This window comes from Paenibacillus yonginensis (assembly GCF_001685395.1).
In the GTDB taxonomy this organism is placed as follows: domain Bacteria; phylum Bacillota; class Bacilli; order Paenibacillales; family Paenibacillaceae; genus Fontibacillus; species Fontibacillus yonginensis.
On record NZ_CP014167.1, the window covers coordinates 2,627,300 to 2,646,202 of the forward strand.

The following is an 18,903-nucleotide window of genomic DNA, read 5'->3' on the forward strand; positions in this document are numbered from 1 at the left end:
ACATTAAGATCCCGTGGCAGAACGACAAAAAAACCATGTTTCCTGTCGGAAACATGGTTGGCGCAAACTTCCTGTTATTCCTCCGAAATCTGCAGCATCCGGTAGCCAACCCCGATATGGGTCTGGATAAACTTTTGCTGGGAGGCTGTTTTTTCGATCTTTTTGCGAAGAGTAGCCATAAATACGCGTAAGGCAGGGATATCGTACGAATGGCTGCCCCAAATCTCGTTGATGATATAGTTGTACGTCAACACTTTGCCGGAATTTTTGGCCAGCAGACAAAGAAGCTTATATTCGCTTGGCGTCAGATGGACCTCTTCCCCCGACAACCAGACACAGCCCGCGCCGTAGTCGATCTTCAGGTCTCCGTTGGTGTAAATGGACGAGTCGCCGAGCAGCCTGGCACTGTCGTTCCGGATTCTTCGCAGGCTCACTCTTAGCCGCGCCAGCAACTCCTCCACGCTGAACGGCTTGGTCAAATAATCATCGGCCCCGGCATCGAGCGCTTCAATTTTGTCCCGGTCTTCACTCCGGGCGCTGACCACAATAATCGGCAAATTGGACCAGGAGCGCACCTTGCGGATAATTTCTATTCCATCTATGTCCGGCAGCCCAAGATCCAGAATCATCAAATCCGGGGTTTTGGACAACGTCTCCATGATGGAAACCTCGCCCGTATGAGCCGTCAAATATTTATAGCCCTGAGTTTCAAGCGTAGTCGTGATCAACTTCCGGATAGGCTTGTCATCTTCCACGACCAGGATAACCGGCTTGTTATTCATGGATGTTCACCTCTTCCGCACGCAAAGTGAAATAAAAAACGCTTCCCCGAGGGGAATGATCCCTGACCCCTATAGTCCCGCCATGAGCCTGGATAATGGTTTGACACAGAGCAAGACCAAGCCCAAGGCCACGCCTGCCGTCAGCCGAAACGTTGTTTCCCGTATAAAACATTTCAAACAGCCGTTCCTTAACGTCGTCCGGAATGCCCGGCCCATCGTCCGATACTTCCACAAGGATCGACTCCCCGCTTTTCCGAGCGGAGATTAGAATGACCGATCCCTCCTGCGTATATTTGATGGCATTGTCCACCAGGTTGATCAGCACCTGAACCACAAGCCGCGAATCCATCCTCGCCATTAACAGTTCGTCTTCGATTTCAGTCCGGAGGATATGCTTCTCACTGTTCCGGTTGACATGCCGCAGCGCTTCCATAATGACCTCGTCTATCAGCTCCGCCTGCAGGTTCAGCCTCATTGTGCCGTTATCAATCCGACTGATGGACAGCAGGTTCTCCACCAGATTGATCAGCCAGATCGAATCGTCATAAATATCGGCATACAGCCCGATCCGCTGCTCTTCGTCCAAAACCCGCGAATTGTTGAGCAGAATCCCCGCGTTCCCGGATATGCTGGTCAGCGGTGTGCGCAGATCATGCGAAATGGAGCGCAGGAGATTGGCCCGCAGCTGCTCTTGACGGACCTGCATGGTGATTTCTTTCTGCTGCTCATTCAGCTTTTCTTTTTCCAGGGCAAGCGCGCATTCACCCAACATGGCGATCACCAAACTTTGCTCGAAAGAGCCAAGCACCTCTCCTTCATCCATGACAATAGCAGAAACCGCCAGCACCTCTTCTCCGCCCCGCACCGCATGGTAGAGGCACCTGGCTCCAAAGAAGGTGTCTGTTGTTGCGCCTGCTCTTTTATTGTTGGCAAATACCCAGTTCGCCACAGCTTGTTCGCTTTCGTCCGTATACCGCGAAGGGTCAACCGTCTCTTCTCTATTTGGAAAAACAATAGGGCTCGCCAGCTTGTTCCGCTCCACCGGATAAAAAACAACCGCCCGGTCCAGCAGTTTAACAAGCTGCCGCGCAGTTCCCTCAATGATCGCTGGCGCATCACCGGCCTGCTGCAGTTTGCGGCTAGTCTCCAGCAGGATTTCGGTCCGGTAAGCTTTCTGAGCAGCCTGCCTCGCCTGCTCCCGGACTCGCATCGTTAATGTGCTTGCCAGAAGAGAGGCCGTCAGCATCACCACAAAGGTGACCAGATTGCCGGAGTCATAGGTTTTAAGAGAATAATAAGGGGTCGTAAAAAAATAATTGAACACCAGAACACTTAAAAGGGACAAAATCGCACTATAAAATCTTCCTTTAGTAATCGTAGCATTCAAGAGAACGCCGAGCAGATAAAGGGTAATAATGTTGGCTTCCCTGAAGCCCAGTTCCTTGAACCAAACGCCAAACAGCGTACAGACCAACAGGATGACCAAACTTTTAAGCGAATCTTTGGGCGTTGGCAAAGGGGCAGTGGCCGGAAATCGAAACTTTTTGCCGCCTTCATTATCGACATATGGAATAATATAGGTTTCGCTATTCGGAATTAACGGAATCAGCCTGTCGACTATGGAAGTGTTATAGAAAGCTTTCTTTATGACAGGGGAGCGTCCTATGACGACTTTAGTGACCCGGCTCATTTTCACATATTCGGCAATCTGGACGGATATGTCGTCGCCGTACACCGTGGCGATCTGGGCGCCAAGCTGCTCTGCTAGTTTCAGGTTTTCCCTGAGCTGCATTTTTGTCGCCTGATCCGAATTCCGGGCGTCTCCCGTCTCCCGTTCGGGAGCTTCCACATACAGGGCTGTAAACTGGCCGTGGAACACTTCCGCCATTCTCGCAGCCGTCCGTATGACCTTCTGGTTGGACGGCGCGGGCGAAAGACAAACCAGGATATGGTCCTTGTACGGATTGTCCTCTTTTTTCGCCTGTTCATTGATGAGCATAGCTATGCGCCTTAGCTGCTGCGCCGCTGTTTTAAGCGCGATTTCCCTAAGAGGTCTTAACTTCTCAGGCACATAAAGGCCGGAAATATCCTGCCCGTCCTGCACCAGCTCATCCGGACGCATTCGTCCCTTCCGGTAACGGTCAGCCAGCTCATCGGGGTCGGCGTCCACCAGCTCCACCAGATCGGCACGTTCAAACACGCTGTCCGGTATACGCTCCTGGACCGATATGCCGGTAATAGAAGCGGCAATATCCGTCAAGCTTTCGATCTGTTGAATATCCAGCGTCGTATAAACATGGATGCCGGCCCGAAGCAGCTCTTCCACATCCTGATATCTTCTTTTATGCCGGCAGCCCTCGGCGTTTACGTGAGCCAGCTGTTCGAGCAGGATCATATCCGGGTTCCGGCGCAGCGCTGCGTCCAGATCGAATTCGTAATGTCCTTCTGCTTCTTCTTCCGGTGTGGGCATCCAGATCGGTTCAATCTTGTCGAACCCTGAGGAGGAAGCCATTGGATGGCCGCCGGCCAGACCAAGCACAACATCCATCCCGTCTCTGGCATCCCTCTGGGCATTGCCGAGCATGGCAGCAGTCTTGGCCGGACCTGGGGTATACCCCAGAAATATTTTCAGCTTCCCTCGTCTTCTCCCCGCCTGATCAGGTGAATAAGAAGCAGAATTGGAATCCCTAGGCATAAACACAGCCCACTTTCTTAAAGAGGTAATGTGAAGATGGCGTTTCAGGCTATGATTGCGCTACGCTCGTTTCCAGAAAAGACCTGACCACCCGGTTAAAGAGATCAGGCTGACACAAATTGCTTGGCGGCAAAGAATCCGATATAACGCCAAACTGGGCATTATGAATCCGGGCCGCGAGCGCCTCCATCTTATGAAGCTCGTATTCGGCCGAATCAGCAGCCAAACAAAGCACAGGTTTGCTGAACAGCTCCATAGAGATCGGAAGATGGGCCAAAGCCATCGCTATTCTTTGTTTATATAATTCCCCGGGCCTTTTATCAAGCATACTTCTGCGAATCACCTGATAAGCAGCCCTCCATCTCTGGTAGGACAAACGTACGGCGGGAAGAATCCATTCGCTTGGGGCATAATAAGTGACCCAACTGCAGTAGGCTGCAGCCAGTTGTATTTTTCTAAGCGCCTCGGAGGTTTCGGCTTCCGGTGTGGTGCTGTCCACGATGACCAGGGCTTTGACCCTGTTCGGGTAAAGGCCTGCCAAATGCTGAACCAGAATGCCTCCGTAATCAACTCCAACAAACACGGCCTCTCCAATTTGCAGTTCATTAAGAAGGATGATCAAATCCGTACACTGCGTATCCAGAATTTCTTCTTTGGATTGTGACAGCTTGCCTGATTTCCCATTGCCGCGCAGGTCACAAGCAATCACACGGTAATCCTTGGAGAAATATTCCATTTGTTCTTGAAACATCGCATGGGTTAGTCCATGGCCATGAACAAATACGATCGGTACTCCGCTGCCTTTCATTTCATAATAAAGTTTGGTTCCATTCAGATTGGCAAATGGCATCCTTATCACCTCAATTTTCAAACCTTCAGTAACCGGCACCCTAATTCATCAAGCCAGTATAACACCAAGGAAATTAAGGTCGTATTCAGCTTCCGCCAAAGACATTAAGATTGTATTAAGATTATTGGAAATCAAAAAAAATAGCCTCCGATGACTTAACATCACCAGAGGCCATTTTACTGTTTAAACCGCCTTGTTCAAATTTTCGCGTCTGTCTTTGATAATCACATGGTCGCTGTAGAGCATCGAGTCGCTGCTGAGACGGAAGCTCGGGAAGGTTGGATGCCCTTTAAGCCGCAGGGTCTGTTCGAAATAAATTTCCTGCTGGGCATCCACAAGGAAAGAGAAAGCTTCCGAGTCGAGCGGTTTGTCGGTGGCTCCTGCTTCGCTCAAAAGCAAAATATTGAAGATTCCGCCGGTTGCGCAGCCTTCATTCTCCGTAATCAGTTTAAAATATCCCGGTTGTCCGTTCAGGGCTTTCTCCAATCTCTCTTTGGCCATCGAATCAAATTCCACTCTCATCGTTATCTTCTCCTTTGATTATCATATTTGATCAGGATCAAGGCTTATTCTAGTTCGTCACATTATATTGCTTACAATTTAGTTTTACACCATATTATAGACATTGTCAATACATCATTAGCTTATGCTCGAAAAAAGAAACAGCTCTGCCCAATTCATCGGGCAAAGCTGCACATAAACAAAAGAATCATCCCATAGCCGCGCGGTCATCCTGAAGACTTACCGGCTCCTTAGAAACAAGCTCTTTAGGGGTTAAAGGAATTTCAATGGTGAAGCAGGTCAGCTCGTCCGTGCTCTCAAGCAGCACACGTCCGTTGTAGGAAGCCGCAATTTGCTTGACAATAGCCAGCCCCAGCCCGCTGTTGCTTTTCTTCGGTTTGGTCGAGAAGCCATGCTCGAAGATTTGCTCGCGGATTTCCTCCGGGATCGCCTCTCCATTGTTCAGCACCTGCATGATCAGCGTTTTCCGCTCCACGTAAGCCAGCATGGTTACGCGGCGTTTGCTCTCCTCCAAATCCTGAACGGCGTAGAAGGCGTTGTCGATCAAATTTCCTGCGACCCGCACCAGGTTCGTTATTTTCACGATGTCGAGATGGAGCTGGGCAAAATGAGTGAAGCGGTATTCGAAATGAATTTTTCGTTCCAAAGCCTGCGCCAGCTTGGCTTGAATCAGGCCGTTAAAGGCCGGAATCGGGATGTCGATAATCTCATTTAAAGATTTGTCGATATGGGACAAGTTTTGCAAATACCGCTCCAGCTCATTGTATTTCTTGATCTTGGCCAAACCCGACATCGCAAAGATATGATTAATAAAATCATGCCGGTATTCCTTGACGGTTCTGAACAAACTTTCAATATTCTGCAGGTACATCTGCTGCACATCGTCCACGAGCTCTGTCTGCTTGCGAATGTAGCGGACGACAGCAACCAGCATAAGCGCACCGATCAGCACAAAGATCAAACCAACGATGGAAATGCGGATTTCCTTGTGGATCAAATCCGAAGTCATTTTGTCCATATCCGAAGTCACAATAATGAGCATCCGGTCAAAACCTTTATTGACATTGTCTTCAAGCGTAATCGGAGAGTACGTGCGCAGCACCATGCGCCCGTTAATCTCCATGACTTCATGGACCTTCTTCATTTGGTCAAAAGCCTGCTGCGCCAACTTCTGATCCTGTGGCGAGGTGTAAGTATAATCCCCGTACAGAACCATACGTTCCGAATGCCATTCCGGATTGGCAGGATTCGGGGCTTTCCATTCCCCCTGCAAGATTTTATCGTTCAGGATGCCAACCTCCAGCACCAGCGGGTTGTTTCTCTCCTGGTCGGCAATGTTAAATTCAACGCCCGCCTGATCATGAAACCGATTTATTATATCTTCGGAAATATAAGGATCGATCAGATAATCGGTTGTTCCGTCATTATAATACCCCCATTTGCTGATCCGGGTCGGATCCGAAGTGGAGGTATCGTAAGGGCCGGCCCAAAAATGCGGCAGATTCTCGCCAAAGTTCTCAATCGGCGTCGCATCGTGTTTATCCATCAATTCGGAGAAGACGGTGTTCCATTTACCGCTGCCCCACTTCTCCGTCGTCAACCCGATTTCTTTGGGATCCGTGGATTTGACTCCGACAAAATTGTTCTGGTCCTTCAAATATTTAAACAAGGTCAGGCCTTCGATCCCCAATTTATTTTTAACTTCAATCAGCTGTTCGTTGGTGACGTCCTCCAGTTTATGCGGCAGCATGCCCTGAGCGCTTATGGAAGCCATGCGGAGCTTGTCCGCCAGAACCTCCTCGAACAGCATTTCCCCTTTTTGCGTGATTTCCAGAGAAGATTTAATATGGGAAGTCATGATTTCTATATTTTGCTTCTGGCCGTCCAGCAGCGTATTTCTCATGGTGTAATAATAGATACCGTTCAGCAGAAGCAGCAGCACCGCCGTGGCCAAAATATACGTGATCATTAACTTTCTAAACCTTAAATTCATTAAGACGATTCTCCTCTGGTGTTTACCTATAAAATGCTTGTATCTCCATCATACAAAATCTCTGTCATAATGACACGGTAATTTTATAGAATTGGTTATTTTTTCGAAGAACCAAAAGAAAAATAACTACTAAATTTAGGATAAATAAACAGATAGACCTTTTGAAAGAAAACCGGCCTTCCTCAGAAGACCGGTTTTCTTTTCAAATATAGGTTTATTCGTTCCTGAAGTCCAGGCTCCCAGACAGTAAAATTTCCCGTCTGGGCTTGGGAGAAGGGTTCTCGGATACAGCAGATTGGTGTTGGCATGGGGCCGTACCAGCTGCGGGATACTCCCCGGGCCGGCTTCCCCGTTAATTCGCACGATGCCGCTTGTTCCGCCAGTCCCGCTCTTCGCTGTAGTAGGGCTTCAGCGGTTCGATAATCAGCAGCAGCGCCTGCTGTAGATTCTGTTTGGTCTGCGGCGGATTGTCCGCTACGGCTGGTTTGACGGTCCCATGCATCTTAGCATCCTCCCAGTGGTTTGACTCGCCTGTGTCCCTCAGACTGATTCATAGCCAATAAACTATTCCCAATAAATCGTAAGGCCGCCCTTCAGCCTGGCCAGGCCTTCCACAAAGAAATAGTCGCCGTAAATCAGCGGCACATCAACGTTTTTGCCCTGCGGATAATGGCTTGTTCCCCGAAGGATCAAACCCTCTTCGTCTGGATTGTCCCACGCCCCGTAACGCGTGTACAGGGATTCCAGAATCCGCTCCCCGGCAAGGCGGTAGCCCGCTTGTTCCGCTGCAGGCACCTCTTCGGCCAGCAGAAGCAGACCGCAGGCCGCACAGGCGCCAGCTGAAGAATCCCGCAGGTGTTTGGTGTCCTCTGGCGCCCGGAAGTCCCAATGCGGTACGTGGTCCTCCGGCAGCTGGGACAGGAAGAAATGGGCTACCCGCTTGGCGCCGTCCAGATATTCCTGACGGCCGGTATGGTGATAGGCTAGTGCCAGCCCGTACAGCGCCCATGCCGTGCCCCTCGACCAGGCGGATTCAGGGGCATATCCCTGTCCGCCAATATATTCGGCCACTTCGCCAGTTTCCGGGTCGAAGCGGACAATATGCCGGACCGAGCCATCCGGGCGGATAAAATGCTCCAGCACCGTGTGCAGATGGGCATCCGCCACATGGCGGTAACGCACGTCTCCGCTTTCCCGCGATGCCCAGTACAGCAGCTGCACGTTCATCGCGCAATCGATAATGGCCACCCCGGCATTGTCGGAACGATAATTCCAGTCGTTCCAGGCCCGGATAAAGCCTCCCTGGACGTTAAACCGTCCGGCCAAATAATTGGCCGCTTTAAGCGCCCGTCTGCGCGAAACCTCCGCTTCGTTCAGCTTATAGTTGGCCAGACTGGTCAAAATCCACATAAAACCGAGGTCGTGGTCCAGCCGGTCGAAGCCGTCCAGCACCTCATCCAGCCGCTCCTCGCACGCTTCGGCAATTTGCCGGAACTCCTTCCTGCCGCTTTCTTCATGAAGCAGCCATAACAACCCCGGCCAAAATCCAGCCGTCCACCAGGCCGGCTCCTCCAGCTGGTATTCGCCATTTTGACTAGCATGCGGGAAATTCGCCCCGATCCGTTTGCTCGTGCGCAGCACTTTGTCCACCGAACGGTTCCAGGCTTCTTCTACCCAACCCAATCGTTCGTTTTGTTTTGGTTGAATTGTCGTTTCATTCATACCGGTTACACCGCCTTGTTGGAATTAAGATTTGAGGGAGTATCGGGCGAATCCTCCTCCCCGGAAAGCCGCTCCCTTCGAATTGAAATTGACATTTGAATCGTGATGCCTTCCGCCGGCCTGCTTTCGATATTCATGCGGAACAGCTCGCCAAACCGGATGCGGAGACGTTCGGCTACGTTTAGCAGACCAATGCCCGATTGCCGTTCCCGCCCAGGGCGGGACTTTCCCTGATTGTATTCATCCGCGGAATAATTCGTAAATACGGTTCCATTCGTTAAAATCACGCTGATGTAGCTTCGCTCGCCCACCATCGTCAGGCTGTCCAGCTGCTGCAGAATCCGGCTTGTCGCGGTAAATTTCAAATAAGGATCGGGTTCGCCGCCCGTATGGGTTGCAAACTGCTTGAAATAGTGATCGAACCGCTCACCAGCTTCATTTCACTGGCCGAATTGGCAATTGCCTGCTCTTTCACGGCATTTTCGGTCAGCGCGTTATAAATAAACCAAAATGGATACCACGGGAATTCGATGACCGTCCCATCAGCTTGGGAATTGGACCTTAAACGAAGTGATCATCATCCAGACAATCGGCAGCAGCACCAGTACCGTCACGCCGAGCAGCATCGGACTGACAAACAGCCAGCCCCATAATTCTTCGCTGTGATGCAAGCGTTTTGGGGATGGCGGCAGGGCGGCCCGGGCGGCAGCCGCAAATCCCCCCTCCAAATGTTTATTTATGTTTATTTTAGTTCATTATATTGATTTATGCACGAAAAAGTTTTAAGTTGTACTCATATGAACTTTAATTTGCGTTTGAAAAGGAGATTATACGTATGGAAATTCGTTATGCTTCCCACCCCAACGAAGTCAAACAGTTTGAAACGGAACGTCTGCGCCGTGAATTTGTCATTGAATCTTTGTTTGTTCCCGATAAGCTGACTTTGGTTTATTCCCATGTGGACCGTTTCATTGTAGGCGGGGTTGTCCCCGTGCAGAAAGAAGTCGCTCTGGAAGCCGACCCGAAGGAAATTGGAGCGGATACCTTTCTGGAGCGCCGTGAAGTCGGCATCATCAACTTAGGCGGACAAGGCAGAATCAGCGTGGACGGCACCGATTATGTGCTTGAGTCCAAAGACTGCCTGTATATTGGCCTTGGTGCCAAGCAAATATCCTTCGCCAGCCTGAATGCCTCGTCTCCGGCCAAATTTTATTTGAATTCCACTCCGGCCCATAAGCCTTATCCTACTGCCAAGACGGGTCAGGCAGACGCTTTTAATGTCCATCTGGGCGCGATCGACAATTCCAACGAACGGACTATCTACCGTTACATCCATGAGAAAGGCATCCAAAGCTGCCAGCTTGTTATGGGCTTAACTCAACTTGAGAAAGGCAATATGTGGAACACGATGCCGGCCCATACTCATAACCGCCGCTCCGAAGTCTATCTATATTTCAATCTTCCGGAAGACGGCGTAGTCTTCCACCTAATGGGTGAACCCCGGGAAACCCGGCATGTCGTCGTGCGCAACGAACAGGCGGTTATTTCCCCAAGCTGGTCGATCCACAGCGGTGTAGGAACCAGCAATTATATTTTTATCTGGGGGATGGCTGGCGAAAATCAAGTGTTTGAAGATATGGACGGAGTGGACATGAACGAGCTAAAATAACAGGAAATACACGTATAGAGAAGAGTTGGAACCTAAATGAACCCTTTGCGCCGATATGAAAAAATTATGGAGCTTCTGCTCACCGAGCAGGAAGTGACAGTCACTCGTCTAAGCGACCTGCTGCAGGTGACCGGCAAAACGATCCGGGAGGATTTAAGCAAGCTGGAGGAGCAGGGGCTTCTGCATCGTGTCCATGGCGGGGCGGTGCTCGCCAACAACGACCAGTTCGGGATTCTTCCGGTGAAGGAACCGCTTGTGAAGCATGCCGGCGAGAAGAGCAAAATCGCAGACAAAGCGCTTCAGATGATTCAGTCCGGCGATGTGATCGCCTTGGACGGGGGCAGCACGACGCTCGAAATTGCACGGCGCCTGGACGATCTTCCCGTTACGATCATCACTAATGATGTCCACATTATCAGCGAGCTTGCCGCCAAAGAGAATGTTCGGCTTGTCGTGCCCGGCGGATACCGGGTTCGCAATATGCTGGCAGGACCTGAGGCGGTGGCTTATATTAGAAAGCTGAATATTCAGAAGGCCTTTATCTCCTCGACGGCCGTGCATACGGAATACGGGTTGTCCGTCTTCACCGGGGAGCTGATCGATTTCAAACGGGCTTTGATCGAAACGGCACGGGAATGCTACGCCGTCGTGGATCACTTTAAATTCGGGCAAAGCGCCTTAAGAACCTTCGCCCGGTTGAACGAGATCACCGCATTGATCACCGATCCCGGACTGTCTGCCGAGACCGCGGAAGCCTTTCATCATGCCGGGGTTCGGATCGAACAGGCCGAAAGCTGACTGGCTCATCCCTTCTGACAAGTCTAATGATTAGGAGCTTATAACTATGAATCTATTTGATCTTAGCGGTAAAACAGCTTTGGTTACCGGTGCCTCCGGCGGGCTCGGACAGGGCATTGCCCAAGGTCTGGCCGAAGCCGGAGCAGACATCGTTGCCGTCTCCCAGTCCAGCTGTGAGACGACCTTAGAGGGAATTCGGAAAGCCGGCAGACAAGGAATCGGCATTTCCGCCGACCTCAGCCAGGCTGATCTGCTGGAGAACGTATTTACCCAAGCCATGGAATTCAACGGGCGGATTGACATTCTGGTGAACAACGCCGGCATCATCCGCCGGACTCCCGCTGCCGAGCACAGCCGGGAAGACTGGCAAGAGGTGCTCGATTTGAATCTGACGACCGTATTCCTGCTGTGCCAGCTGGCCGGTAAACATATGATAGCCAAGGGAGCCGGCAAAATCATTAATATCGCTTCCATGCTGTCCTTTCAGGGCGGCATTAATGTCCCCGGCTATACAGCCAGCAAACACGGTGTAGCTGGATTAACCAAAGCTTTCGCCAATGAATGGGCCGGCAAAGGTATCCAGGTGAATGCCATCGCTCCGGGATATATGGTGACTAACAATACTTCGCCCATCCTGCAGGATGAAGCCCGAACCCGTTCGATTACCGAACGAATCCCCGCCGGTCGCTGGGGCACTCCGAACGATTTGAAAGGCCCAGCCGTATTCCTCGCTTCTTCCGCTTCCGATTACCTAAACGGTCATGTACTGTGCGTGGATGGCGGCTGGATGGCCAGATAAAAGGAAGGTTTAGTTAAAAATCCCCCTCCTTGCGGTTTCGCCGCAAAGAGGGGGATTAATGTCAGTTGGACAGCTTGAAGCGGCTCATCATGTCCTCCAGCCGATCTGCCACCGCCTTAAGTTCTACTGCGGATCCGCCCACATCTTCCATACTGGCAAGCTGCTGCTGAGTAGCCGCCGATATTTCCCGCGTGGATGCACTGGCTTGCTCGGCAATCGCCGAAATTTGCTGAATGGCCGATACAAGTTCGTTTTTGTCTCCGTTCACGACGCTGATCCCTTCCACGATAACCTGAATCTCTCCAATGATGGCTCCCACCGCCTGCGCAATTACCTGGAAAGCGCCGCCCGTATCCGCCGAAACAGCGGCTGTCCGGCTGATCGCCCGGGAGCCTTCCTCCATAAAGAACTGAGTACGGGCAACAGCCTCGTTGACTTCGTTCACAATCCCTTCAATCCGGCCGATCGAATTGGCCGTTTGTTCGGACAGCTTGCGAATCTCCCCGGCTACCACGGCAAAACCTCTGCCCTGCTCTCCGGCTCTCGCGCTTTCGATCATTGCGTTTAATGCCAGCAGCCGGGTTTGTTCGGCAATCTCTTTAATCACCGAAGCGATTTCTGTAATATTAGCCGACTTGCCGCCAAGCTCAAGAACCTGTGCTTCGATGCGGGAGTTGATTTCCGTATTGTCGTCAATGGCTTCCTTCAGTTCACGAATGCTGACCAAACCGGTCTGGTGGGCGCCTTTTGTCTCTTCGATCCGCTCCTTCATTTCGTCGGCTTTGCCGGACAACAGCCGGATTTCATCCGCCAGCCTGTTCAGCCGCTCCAAACCTTCTCCAGAATGCCGGGCCAGTTCACCGGCGCCTTCAGCAAGCTCTGTCGCAGAACCGGATATCCCTTCCGCCGCGCAGGAGGTTTCCTTAATAACTGTAGTCAGCTTCCGGGAGCTGTCCGCCACCTGGTGGGTATGATGCTGAATATTGCTGACCAGCGAGCTGAGGGTGCTGCGCATCCGGGACAACGCCGCCGACATGCTGCCGATCTCGTCCCGGCCGCTGTATTGGAATTCAAAAGAGAAATCGCCTTCTGCAAAATGAGCGATTTCTCCGGACATTTTGGACAAAGGACGAACCAGCCGTTTCGCCAGCAGGACGCCTACCAATAAACAGCCGATCATGACCAGCAGCGCAATCAGCACCGTTTCCCAAGTGGTACGTCGCAGCTGGGAATTCATCTCTTTCAAAGACAATCCAATGTTCAGCGCCCCCGATAAATTATCGTTATAAATAAAATCGGTAGAAACGTTGTAAACACGCTCACCGTCCGGCATGGACAACATCCGTCCATTGGTCTTCCCTCCGTCCGCCGTCGTTGGCTGCCCCCCCTTACCACCAGCATTACCGCCGGCCGCCGTAGCCGCTGATTGGGCATCCACCTCGGATCCGGACTCATTCAGCTTAGAAGCATCTGAAACCAGCAGATTGGATTCCCGGTCGGAAAGCGATATATAAACCAAATTTCCATCGCTTTCCTCCTTGATGGTTCTAAAGATTTGCTGCAGTTCCGACAAATCCGTTACGTTCCGGGTGACGATTTCTCTCTTCATGTTCGTGATGAGCGTAGCGCCGTCATTCTCCATCTGGTTAGTGACCGACCTTTGAAGTTCATAATAGGATACTCCGGCGAAAGCGGCGGTGCACACAGCTACTACTACAGTAATTAAAGCTAATATTTTTCCGGTTAATGATCTGAACATGGGATAGCTCCGCCTTTACAATATTATGGCTGATTCAAATAACTTTCCTCTTAAACCATTTAGAGAAGTTTCCTTTTATCTATACTATGTATGTTACTAATCCTAACAAAATCTTCTAATTTTTCAGTGATAAATGTTACATACAACGCCAGATAAATGTGTTAAATAAGGTTCTCAAACATCAACGGAATGGAGTTGTCAAAAAAAGTGCAGTTTGAAAACACACTCATGAGAACCCCATGATTAAGCTGCCTGTGACAGCATTCTTTCGCGATAAATAGCTGGGGGCCATCCCCCTGGATTAGAGGTGTAAACCCTCTGTCTGTTGTAATAGACCATGATGTATCGGAAGATAATCGATTTCATATAGGCCATCGGGTATTGCTCGGTTTTGATCTTATATAGCTTTTCTTTCTTTAGCGTAGCAAAGAAGCTTTCCATTCTTGCGTTGTCATAGCAGCGCCCTGTGCCGCTCATGCTTTGAACGACATCTCGTTTAGCCAGACACGCTCGGAATGCGTGGCTCGTGAACTGGCTGCCTCGGTCGCTGTGATAAATCATTCCACGAGCATTTCTGGCCCTGCAGGCATTCTCAAAAGCTTGGATGCAGAGTTCCTTACGCATGTTGTCATCCATGGCCAGACCCACGATCTCCCCATTGAAACAGTCCAATACGGCGGACACATACAGCTTACCGTCTAAACAAGGCACTTCTGTGATATCCGATAGCCACTTCTGGTTGGGGGCTGAGGCGCTGAAGTCTCTCTGGATCAGGTTCTCGCTCTTTTGAGCTGCCGCATCCTCACGTGTAATGCCGTTTGGATGACGCCTCACTTTCTTCAGCAGACCGTGCTTCTTCATGATGCGATAGACGGTGCTGTAGCTGGTCACGATCTCTTTTTGCGCTAGAGCCAGCCTAATCCGCTGGGCACCGTAATTGCTGTTGTCTTCATATTCTTCGATGATTTCTTTGATTTTGACCAGAAGGCGTTCTTGCCGCTCTCGTTTGGGTGTGGGCTTCAAGCTGCGGTAATAGCCTGATTCGCTGACAGCAAGTACTTTGCACATCTCTTTGACGGTCCATCGATCCCGTCGTTCACGGATGTAACCATAGAGCTGGCATGCTTTTAGCGCTTCCGGTCTTTTGCGAAAAAACCAAGTGCGTCCTTGAGAATTTCATTCGCACGACGCAACTCGCTGTTTTCTCTTTCTAATTCGATTTCACGCGTAGTCTTATTGGCAGATGCATAAGCGCGACCACTTCCGATATGCGCTCCATCACCGTGCAGGGTTCTTCGTTTCCTCCAGTCCTGCAAGGTGTGGTAGGCTACGCCTAACTGCTCGGCCGCTTTCTTGGGCCCGATCTCATCGCTTAACCTTACCGCTTCTTCTTTGAATGCTTTGTCGTACCGATTCATTCTCGCTCATCCCCTCATTAGCTTTCATTTTATTTCATACGAGGGTGTTTTTCGACTGCATTTTTATCGTAGCACTCCAGAATGTAAAATTCAATTTAAAAAATTTAGGGGGCTTGAAACCCTTCCTTCGGCGTGTCAAAATAGAAAAGGGTTTTGCAGGTTTCTTATTTACTTAAAAATGTTATCGTTTTCAAAGTATTCCCGTGCCTCGGGAACATCTTTAGATAGCTTATTAAGGTCAGGTTCATGAATGTGCTGGCCCTGGACCCGCAAATCATCCAGAATAAACGTATAATATGGAGGGAGATAAACATGAAAACGATTAAACTAGGAACAAGCTCACTTGAAGTGCCTGTTGTAGCCGTTGGCTGCATGCGCATCAATTCCCTGGATAAAAACGGCGCCGAACGTTTCGTGCAATCCGCACTGGACCTAGGTGCCAACTTCTTCGATCACGCCGACATTTACGGTGCAGGTGAATGCGAAGAAATTTTTGCAGATGCTATACATATGAGCCCTTCGGTCCGCGAGAATATTATTCTGCAGTCCAAATGCGGCATCCGTCCCGGCATCAGCTTTGACTTCTCCAAAGAGCATATCCTGAATTCGGTAGACGGCATTCTGAAGAGACTGAAGACCGACTACCTCGACGTACTGCTGCTGCATCGTCCGGATGCTTTGGTAGAGCCGGAAGAAGTTGCTGAAGCGTTCGAACAATTGGAGAAAGCGGGCAAAGTCCGTCATTTCGGCGTATCGAACCAGAAGCCGATGCAGATCGAGCTGCTGAAGAAATTCGTGAAGCAGCCGATCGTGGCGAACCAGCTTCAGCTGAGCATCACCAATGCCAACATGATTTCCAACGGCGTTAACGTCAACATGGAAGTGGATTCCTCAATCGACCGCGACGGCAGTATCCTGGATTACTGCCGCCTGCATGACATTACCATTCAGCCTTGGTCTCCGTTCCAATACGGCTTCTTCGAAGGCGTGTTTCTGGGCAGCGACAAGTTCCCTGAGTTGAACAAGAAAATCGACGAAATCGCCGCTAAATACAGCGTGAGCAATACGACCATCGCAATTGCCTGGCTGCTCCGTCACCCTGCGCAAATGCAGCCGATCATCGGTACGATGAACATCGACCGTCTGGACGATTGTGTGAAAGCGGCAGACGTGGTATTAACTCGTGAAGAGTGGTATGAAATCTACACAGCGGCCGGCAATATCCTGCCATAAGTTATAGATTTACAGCCTAACAAACTGCAAGATCCGGTCCGCGTTGGCGGCAAGCTGTTCAGTTGCCGGATTTGAAGTCAAACAGCCCCGAGTCGATGGACCCGGGGCTGTTTTTCCTTTTATATAACGTGTTAATAAATTTCGATCTTATAGAGGGATGCATCACCAGCTGATGCAGCTCCTGTAGGCTTACGAGATCCACATAGATCCATTCCGCCTCTGCCCCCTAAAGACCAGTTGGCTCCCCACCTGGTCTGAGGATCTCCATCAGTGATCACATTCGGATCAGAATCAGCGTTGGAGCTGGAAGCCGTCACAGGGCGGTGAAGAGCCAAATTCGGGCTTTCATCCCCGCTTCCGCCTGAGCCATCTTCCCCGCCGGAGGTAACTGCCGTAAAGCTCAAGTCTAGGTACGGTCCGCATAATTGTCATAGGTATCTGCAGTTAAGGTAGGCGGGGCAAGGGGATCCGCTGTTCCCGAGCCGGGATTGTCACCATCTTCTCCGGTTTCACCCGAATCCCCCGCAGGAGTGCCGTACACTTCCATTCCCCATAAAGAATAACCGTATTTCGTGCCTCTAGCTGTGCCTAATATACGTACATAGCGGGCTTCAGCCGGTTCCTCAAAAATCAGGTCCTGACCGCCATTCCCTGCATTTTCCGTATACCAATCAGTCCAGTCGTCGTCCCCCGGCTGCTCGGCTTGGGAGACCTGCACTTGATAAGTTTTACCGTAGGCGCCTTCCCAGTTCAAAAGCACGGAGTCAATTTGGTAAAAAACCGCCAAGATCTACCGAAAGGCCACTGCGGGTCTTTAGACTCGGATTCCCAGCGAGTGTTTGGATTGCCGTCTACTGCTTTGGCCGCAGCCTGAACGGACGAGAATGCGGATGCCGTTTGGCCCAGCGCCACGTTAGGCGATGCTGACAGGATCAGCTGGGAAACCTCATTCCCTGCGTATCCATCAGCCAAAACGGAAACCGTATAGCTGCCTGGGGGCAGGAACAGCAAAGGATCCGGCCTGATGCTGCCCTGACCTATGGCCACCTTCTCCATAGCCGCCGCGTTTCCATTGATTCGTACGCCGCTTATTGCCTCGCGCCAGCCCGGATCGTCCGGGAAGGTGAGCTCGATCTCATGACCAGCCTGGTTCTCCGTCGTAACAGCCGTCAGCCGCGGGCTGGACGGATAGCTGGAGACGCAGGCCGTGCAGCTGCAGCATGCGGCGAAGACCTATCTGGGCACGCTGCTGGAGCTTGGCCACTTCTATTGATTATTGAGCGATTCGGGTGATTCGGGCAGTTCGTTTAATCCAGTTCCCCTTCCCGGTTGTCTTCTCCGGATTGGCGGAGCCTTCCCGGTGTAGAAGCTCTCCTGCTTTGACGCCATTTCGCCAGCCAAAACAGCACAACGATGAGCAGCGGGTACAGAAACGCCCATCCTACAAATGGAAACACGACCGCCGTACAAAGGAAAGAAATCCACGACATAACCGGGCCCCACCTGCTGCCTTTTAACAAAATGATGCCCGCCGCGCAGCCGCCCAGATAGGTCAAGATAAAAGAGGCATTCGGCAGCTGAATCAGGAATGTAAGGGAAAGGGTCCCGCTGCCATACAGTACCATGACTCCCACGAAACAAACAGCCAGAAATAACAGACCTCCTACCGGAGTCTTGTATTTGAAGGACAAGCGGCCCATCCAGCGGGGGGCTTCACCCTGACGAGACAAAGCGTAAGCCAGACGGGACGCCGCACCTGCGTAAGCAATAATGGTAGCCGTACAAATAAATACGCCTGTAAGTCCGGCGATAACGCCGCCCCAATGCCCAAACAGCCGGCTGATTGCCCAAACCATGGAGACGTCAGACCCGCCTTTCAGATAACTTTGAGTGCCTACGGTGGCCAAGGCGGTCAGAAAATAAAGAAGGCCGACGGCTATGGCCGCGATCATTACGCCTTTTACGGCGGTGCGCTGAGGGTCCACAAATTCTTCCGACAAATGCGAGACCGCTTCCCAGCCGATGAAACACCAGAATAACATCGCGGCAGACTGGCCGACGCTGATCCATCCATGCGGGGCAAACGGGGTAAAATGGGACGGCTCCATCGACGGCAGAGAGGCCGCAATCGCCAGAACCAGAACTGCCGCAATTGAAATGACAACGGCTACTTGAATGCTTCCTGCCACTTTCATGCCGGTCACATTAATCCAAAGTCCGATCAGCAGCATAAGCGATGCGCTGAGAACCCGGGCAGGTTCGCCCCACCCCATAGCCGCCGTTAAATAACCGGCTCCTGTTAATGCTGCTACAGGGGCGCCGATCGGTACCGACATCAGGAAAAACCAGCCGACCAGTGCCCCGGCCTTAGGGCCATAAGCCATCGTTACAAAATGGGATACGCCGCCGGCATTCGGATATTTGGCTGACAGAAGCCCCATTAATAAAGCCATCGGCAGCACCAGCAGGGTCATGAATCCCCAAGCGAGCAGGGACGCTGGCCCCGACAGCTCCGCTGCCAGTCCGGGTACGATCAGGACGCCCGATCCCAAGACGGCGCCCGCATATAAAGCCGCCGCCTGCGGCAGTTTGATTGTTTTTTGAAGTGAACCTGAATTTTCCATCTAACTTTGCACACACTCCATCTTGTCTTTTTCTATATC

General features: G+C 51.2%; 19 protein-coding genes. 4 read left to right on the plus strand and 15 right to left on the minus strand.

The window, feature by feature from the left end:
- Positions 1–74: 74 nt before the first annotated feature.
- From AWM70_RS12020 to AWM70_RS12055, 9 genes are all read right to left on the minus strand, one after another.
- A complete protein-coding gene (locus tag AWM70_RS12020; protein WP_068696685.1) occupies positions 75–782 on the minus strand; it encodes a response regulator in 708 nt (235 codons plus the stop codon).
- Complete coding sequence (locus AWM70_RS12025) at positions 775–3,477, minus strand: sensor histidine kinase (protein WP_068696687.1); 2,703 nt, start codon at positions 3,475–3,477, stop codon at positions 775–777. Before AWM70_RS12025 ends, AWM70_RS12020 begins: the two co-directional genes overlap by 8 nt.
- Positions 3,478–3,526: 49 nt before the next feature.
- A complete protein-coding gene (locus tag AWM70_RS12030) occupies positions 3,527–4,327 on the minus strand; it encodes an alpha/beta fold hydrolase (RefSeq protein WP_068696689.1) in 801 nt (266 codons plus the stop codon).
- A gap of 183 nt (positions 4,328–4,510) precedes the next feature.
- Positions 4,511–4,849 (minus strand): iron-sulfur cluster biosynthesis family protein, encoded by a 339-nt coding sequence (locus AWM70_RS12035; RefSeq protein ID WP_083180261.1) that lies wholly within the window; start codon positions 4,847–4,849, stop codon positions 4,511–4,513.
- Between the two features lie 187 nt (positions 4,850–5,036).
- Entirely contained in the window at positions 5,037–6,842 is a 1,806-nt protein-coding gene (locus AWM70_RS12040) for a sensor histidine kinase (protein WP_083180262.1), read from the minus strand.
- 352 nt (positions 6,843–7,194) lie between these two features.
- Entirely contained in the window at positions 7,195–7,344 is a 150-nt protein-coding gene (locus tag AWM70_RS23465; RefSeq protein ID WP_169823433.1) for a hypothetical protein, read from the minus strand.
- A gap of 62 nt (positions 7,345–7,406) precedes the next feature.
- Entirely contained in the window at positions 7,407–8,564 is a 1,158-nt protein-coding gene (locus tag AWM70_RS12045) for a glycoside hydrolase family protein (RefSeq protein ID WP_068696695.1), read from the minus strand.
- 5 nt (positions 8,565–8,569) lie between these two features.
- Complete coding sequence (locus AWM70_RS12050) at positions 8,570–8,929, minus strand: sensor histidine kinase (protein WP_068696697.1); 360 nt, start codon at positions 8,927–8,929, stop codon at positions 8,570–8,572.
- Positions 8,930–9,106: 177 nt separating this feature from the next.
- Positions 9,107–9,292, minus strand: a complete 186-nt coding sequence (locus AWM70_RS12055) for a hypothetical protein (RefSeq protein WP_068696699.1) — start codon at positions 9,290–9,292, stop codon at positions 9,107–9,109.
- A gap of 107 nt (positions 9,293–9,399) precedes the next feature.
- On the opposite strand from AWM70_RS12055, the gene kduI reads away from it, so the two are divergent.
- Genes kduI through kduD form a run of 3 tightly spaced genes read left to right on the plus strand, consistent with a single transcriptional unit; the run spans position 9,400 to position 11,830 of the window.
- Positions 9,400–10,233: a 5-dehydro-4-deoxy-D-glucuronate isomerase gene (kduI, locus tag AWM70_RS12060; protein WP_206093341.1), complete on the plus strand. Its 834-nt coding sequence runs from the start codon at positions 9,400–9,402 to the stop codon at positions 10,231–10,233.
- Positions 10,234–10,269: 36 nt separating this feature from the next.
- Positions 10,270–11,031 (plus strand): DeoR/GlpR family DNA-binding transcription regulator, encoded by a 762-nt coding sequence (locus AWM70_RS12065; protein ID WP_068696703.1) that lies wholly within the window; start codon positions 10,270–10,272, stop codon positions 11,029–11,031.
- Between the two features lie 46 nt (positions 11,032–11,077).
- On the plus strand, positions 11,078–11,830 hold the full coding sequence (gene kduD, locus AWM70_RS12070; protein WP_068696705.1) for a 2-dehydro-3-deoxy-D-gluconate 5-dehydrogenase KduD: 753 nt from the start codon (positions 11,078–11,080) through the stop codon (positions 11,828–11,830).
- A gap of 61 nt (positions 11,831–11,891) precedes the next feature.
- Here the strand turns inward: kduD and AWM70_RS12075 are convergent, their stop codons facing one another.
- The 3 genes from AWM70_RS12075 to AWM70_RS12085 all read right to left on the minus strand — a co-directional run bounded on the left by AWM70_RS12075 (position 11,892) and on the right by AWM70_RS12085 (position 15,007).
- A complete protein-coding gene (locus AWM70_RS12075) occupies positions 11,892–13,589 on the minus strand; it encodes a methyl-accepting chemotaxis protein (protein WP_068696707.1) in 1,698 nt (565 codons plus the stop codon).
- A gap of 243 nt (positions 13,590–13,832) precedes the next feature.
- On the minus strand, positions 13,833–14,693 hold the full coding sequence (locus AWM70_RS12080; protein WP_151208713.1) for an IS3 family transposase: 861 nt from the start codon (positions 14,691–14,693) through the stop codon (positions 13,833–13,835).
- A 23-nt stretch (positions 14,694–14,716) separates the two neighbouring features.
- On the minus strand, positions 14,717–15,007 hold the full coding sequence (locus AWM70_RS12085; RefSeq protein WP_068693238.1) for a transposase: 291 nt from the start codon (positions 15,005–15,007) through the stop codon (positions 14,717–14,719).
- A gap of 312 nt (positions 15,008–15,319) precedes the next feature.
- Here AWM70_RS12085 and AWM70_RS12090 point away from each other — a divergent pair, with 312 nt between their 5' ends.
- Positions 15,320–16,240, plus strand: a complete 921-nt coding sequence (locus AWM70_RS12090; RefSeq protein WP_068696710.1) for an aldo/keto reductase — start codon at positions 15,320–15,322, stop codon at positions 16,238–16,240.
- Between the two features lie 406 nt (positions 16,241–16,646).
- Here the strand turns inward: AWM70_RS12090 and AWM70_RS12095 are convergent, their stop codons facing one another.
- The 3 genes from AWM70_RS12095 to AWM70_RS12105 all read right to left on the minus strand — a co-directional run bounded on the left by AWM70_RS12095 (position 16,647) and on the right by AWM70_RS12105 (position 18,864).
- Positions 16,647–17,000, minus strand: coding sequence for a discoidin domain-containing protein (locus AWM70_RS12095; RefSeq protein ID WP_206093343.1), 354 nt, complete (start codon positions 16,998–17,000; stop codon positions 16,647–16,649).
- Entirely contained in the window at positions 16,991–17,413 is a 423-nt protein-coding gene (locus AWM70_RS12100; protein WP_083180264.1) for a hemoblobin-interacting domain-containing protein, read from the minus strand. Before AWM70_RS12100 ends, AWM70_RS12095 begins: the two co-directional genes overlap by 10 nt.
- A gap of 134 nt (positions 17,414–17,547) precedes the next feature.
- Positions 17,548–18,864, minus strand: a complete 1,317-nt coding sequence (locus AWM70_RS12105) for an amino acid permease (protein WP_068696715.1) — start codon at positions 18,862–18,864, stop codon at positions 17,548–17,550.
- Positions 18,865–18,903 lie beyond the last annotated feature (39 nt).

Coding starts and splice junctions, on each gene's coding strand:
- AWM70_RS12105 (WP_068696715.1), bottom strand. CDS start 18,864: ATGGAAAATTCAGGTTCACTTCAAAAAACAATCAAACTGCCGCAGGCG.
- AWM70_RS12045 (WP_068696695.1), bottom strand. CDS start 8,564: ATGAATGAAACGACAATTCAACCAAAACAAAACGAACGATTGGGTTGG.
- AWM70_RS12025 (WP_068696687.1), bottom strand. CDS start 3,477: ATGCCTAGGGATTCCAATTCTGCTTCTTATTCACCTGATCAGGCGGGG.
- AWM70_RS12020 (WP_068696685.1), bottom strand. CDS start 782: ATGAATAACAAGCCGGTTATCCTGGTCGTGGAAGATGACAAGCCTATC.
- AWM70_RS12075 (WP_068696707.1), bottom strand. CDS start 13,589: ATGTTCAGATCATTAACCGGAAAAATATTAGCTTTAATTACTGTAGTA.
- kduI (WP_206093341.1), top strand. CDS start 9,400: ATGGAAATTCGTTATGCTTCCCACCCCAACGAAGTCAAACAGTTTGAA.
- AWM70_RS12040 (WP_083180262.1), bottom strand. CDS start 6,842: ATGAATTTAAGGTTTAGAAAGTTAATGATCACGTATATTTTGGCCACG.
- AWM70_RS12030 (WP_068696689.1), bottom strand. CDS start 4,327: ATGCCATTTGCCAATCTGAATGGAACCAAACTTTATTATGAAATGAAA.
- AWM70_RS12035 (WP_083180261.1), bottom strand. CDS start 4,849: ATGAGAGTGGAATTTGATTCGATGGCCAAAGAGAGATTGGAGAAAGCC.
- AWM70_RS23465 (WP_169823433.1), bottom strand. CDS start 7,344: ATGCATGGGACCGTCAAACCAGCCGTAGCGGACAATCCGCCGCAGACC.
- AWM70_RS12090 (WP_068696710.1), top strand. CDS start 15,320: ATGAAAACGATTAAACTAGGAACAAGCTCACTTGAAGTGCCTGTTGTA.
- kduD (WP_068696705.1), top strand. CDS start 11,078: ATGAATCTATTTGATCTTAGCGGTAAAACAGCTTTGGTTACCGGTGCC.
- AWM70_RS12065 (WP_068696703.1), top strand. CDS start 10,270: ATGAACCCTTTGCGCCGATATGAAAAAATTATGGAGCTTCTGCTCACC.
- AWM70_RS12085 (WP_068693238.1), bottom strand. CDS start 15,007: ATGAATCGGTACGACAAAGCATTCAAAGAAGAAGCGGTAAGGTTAAGC.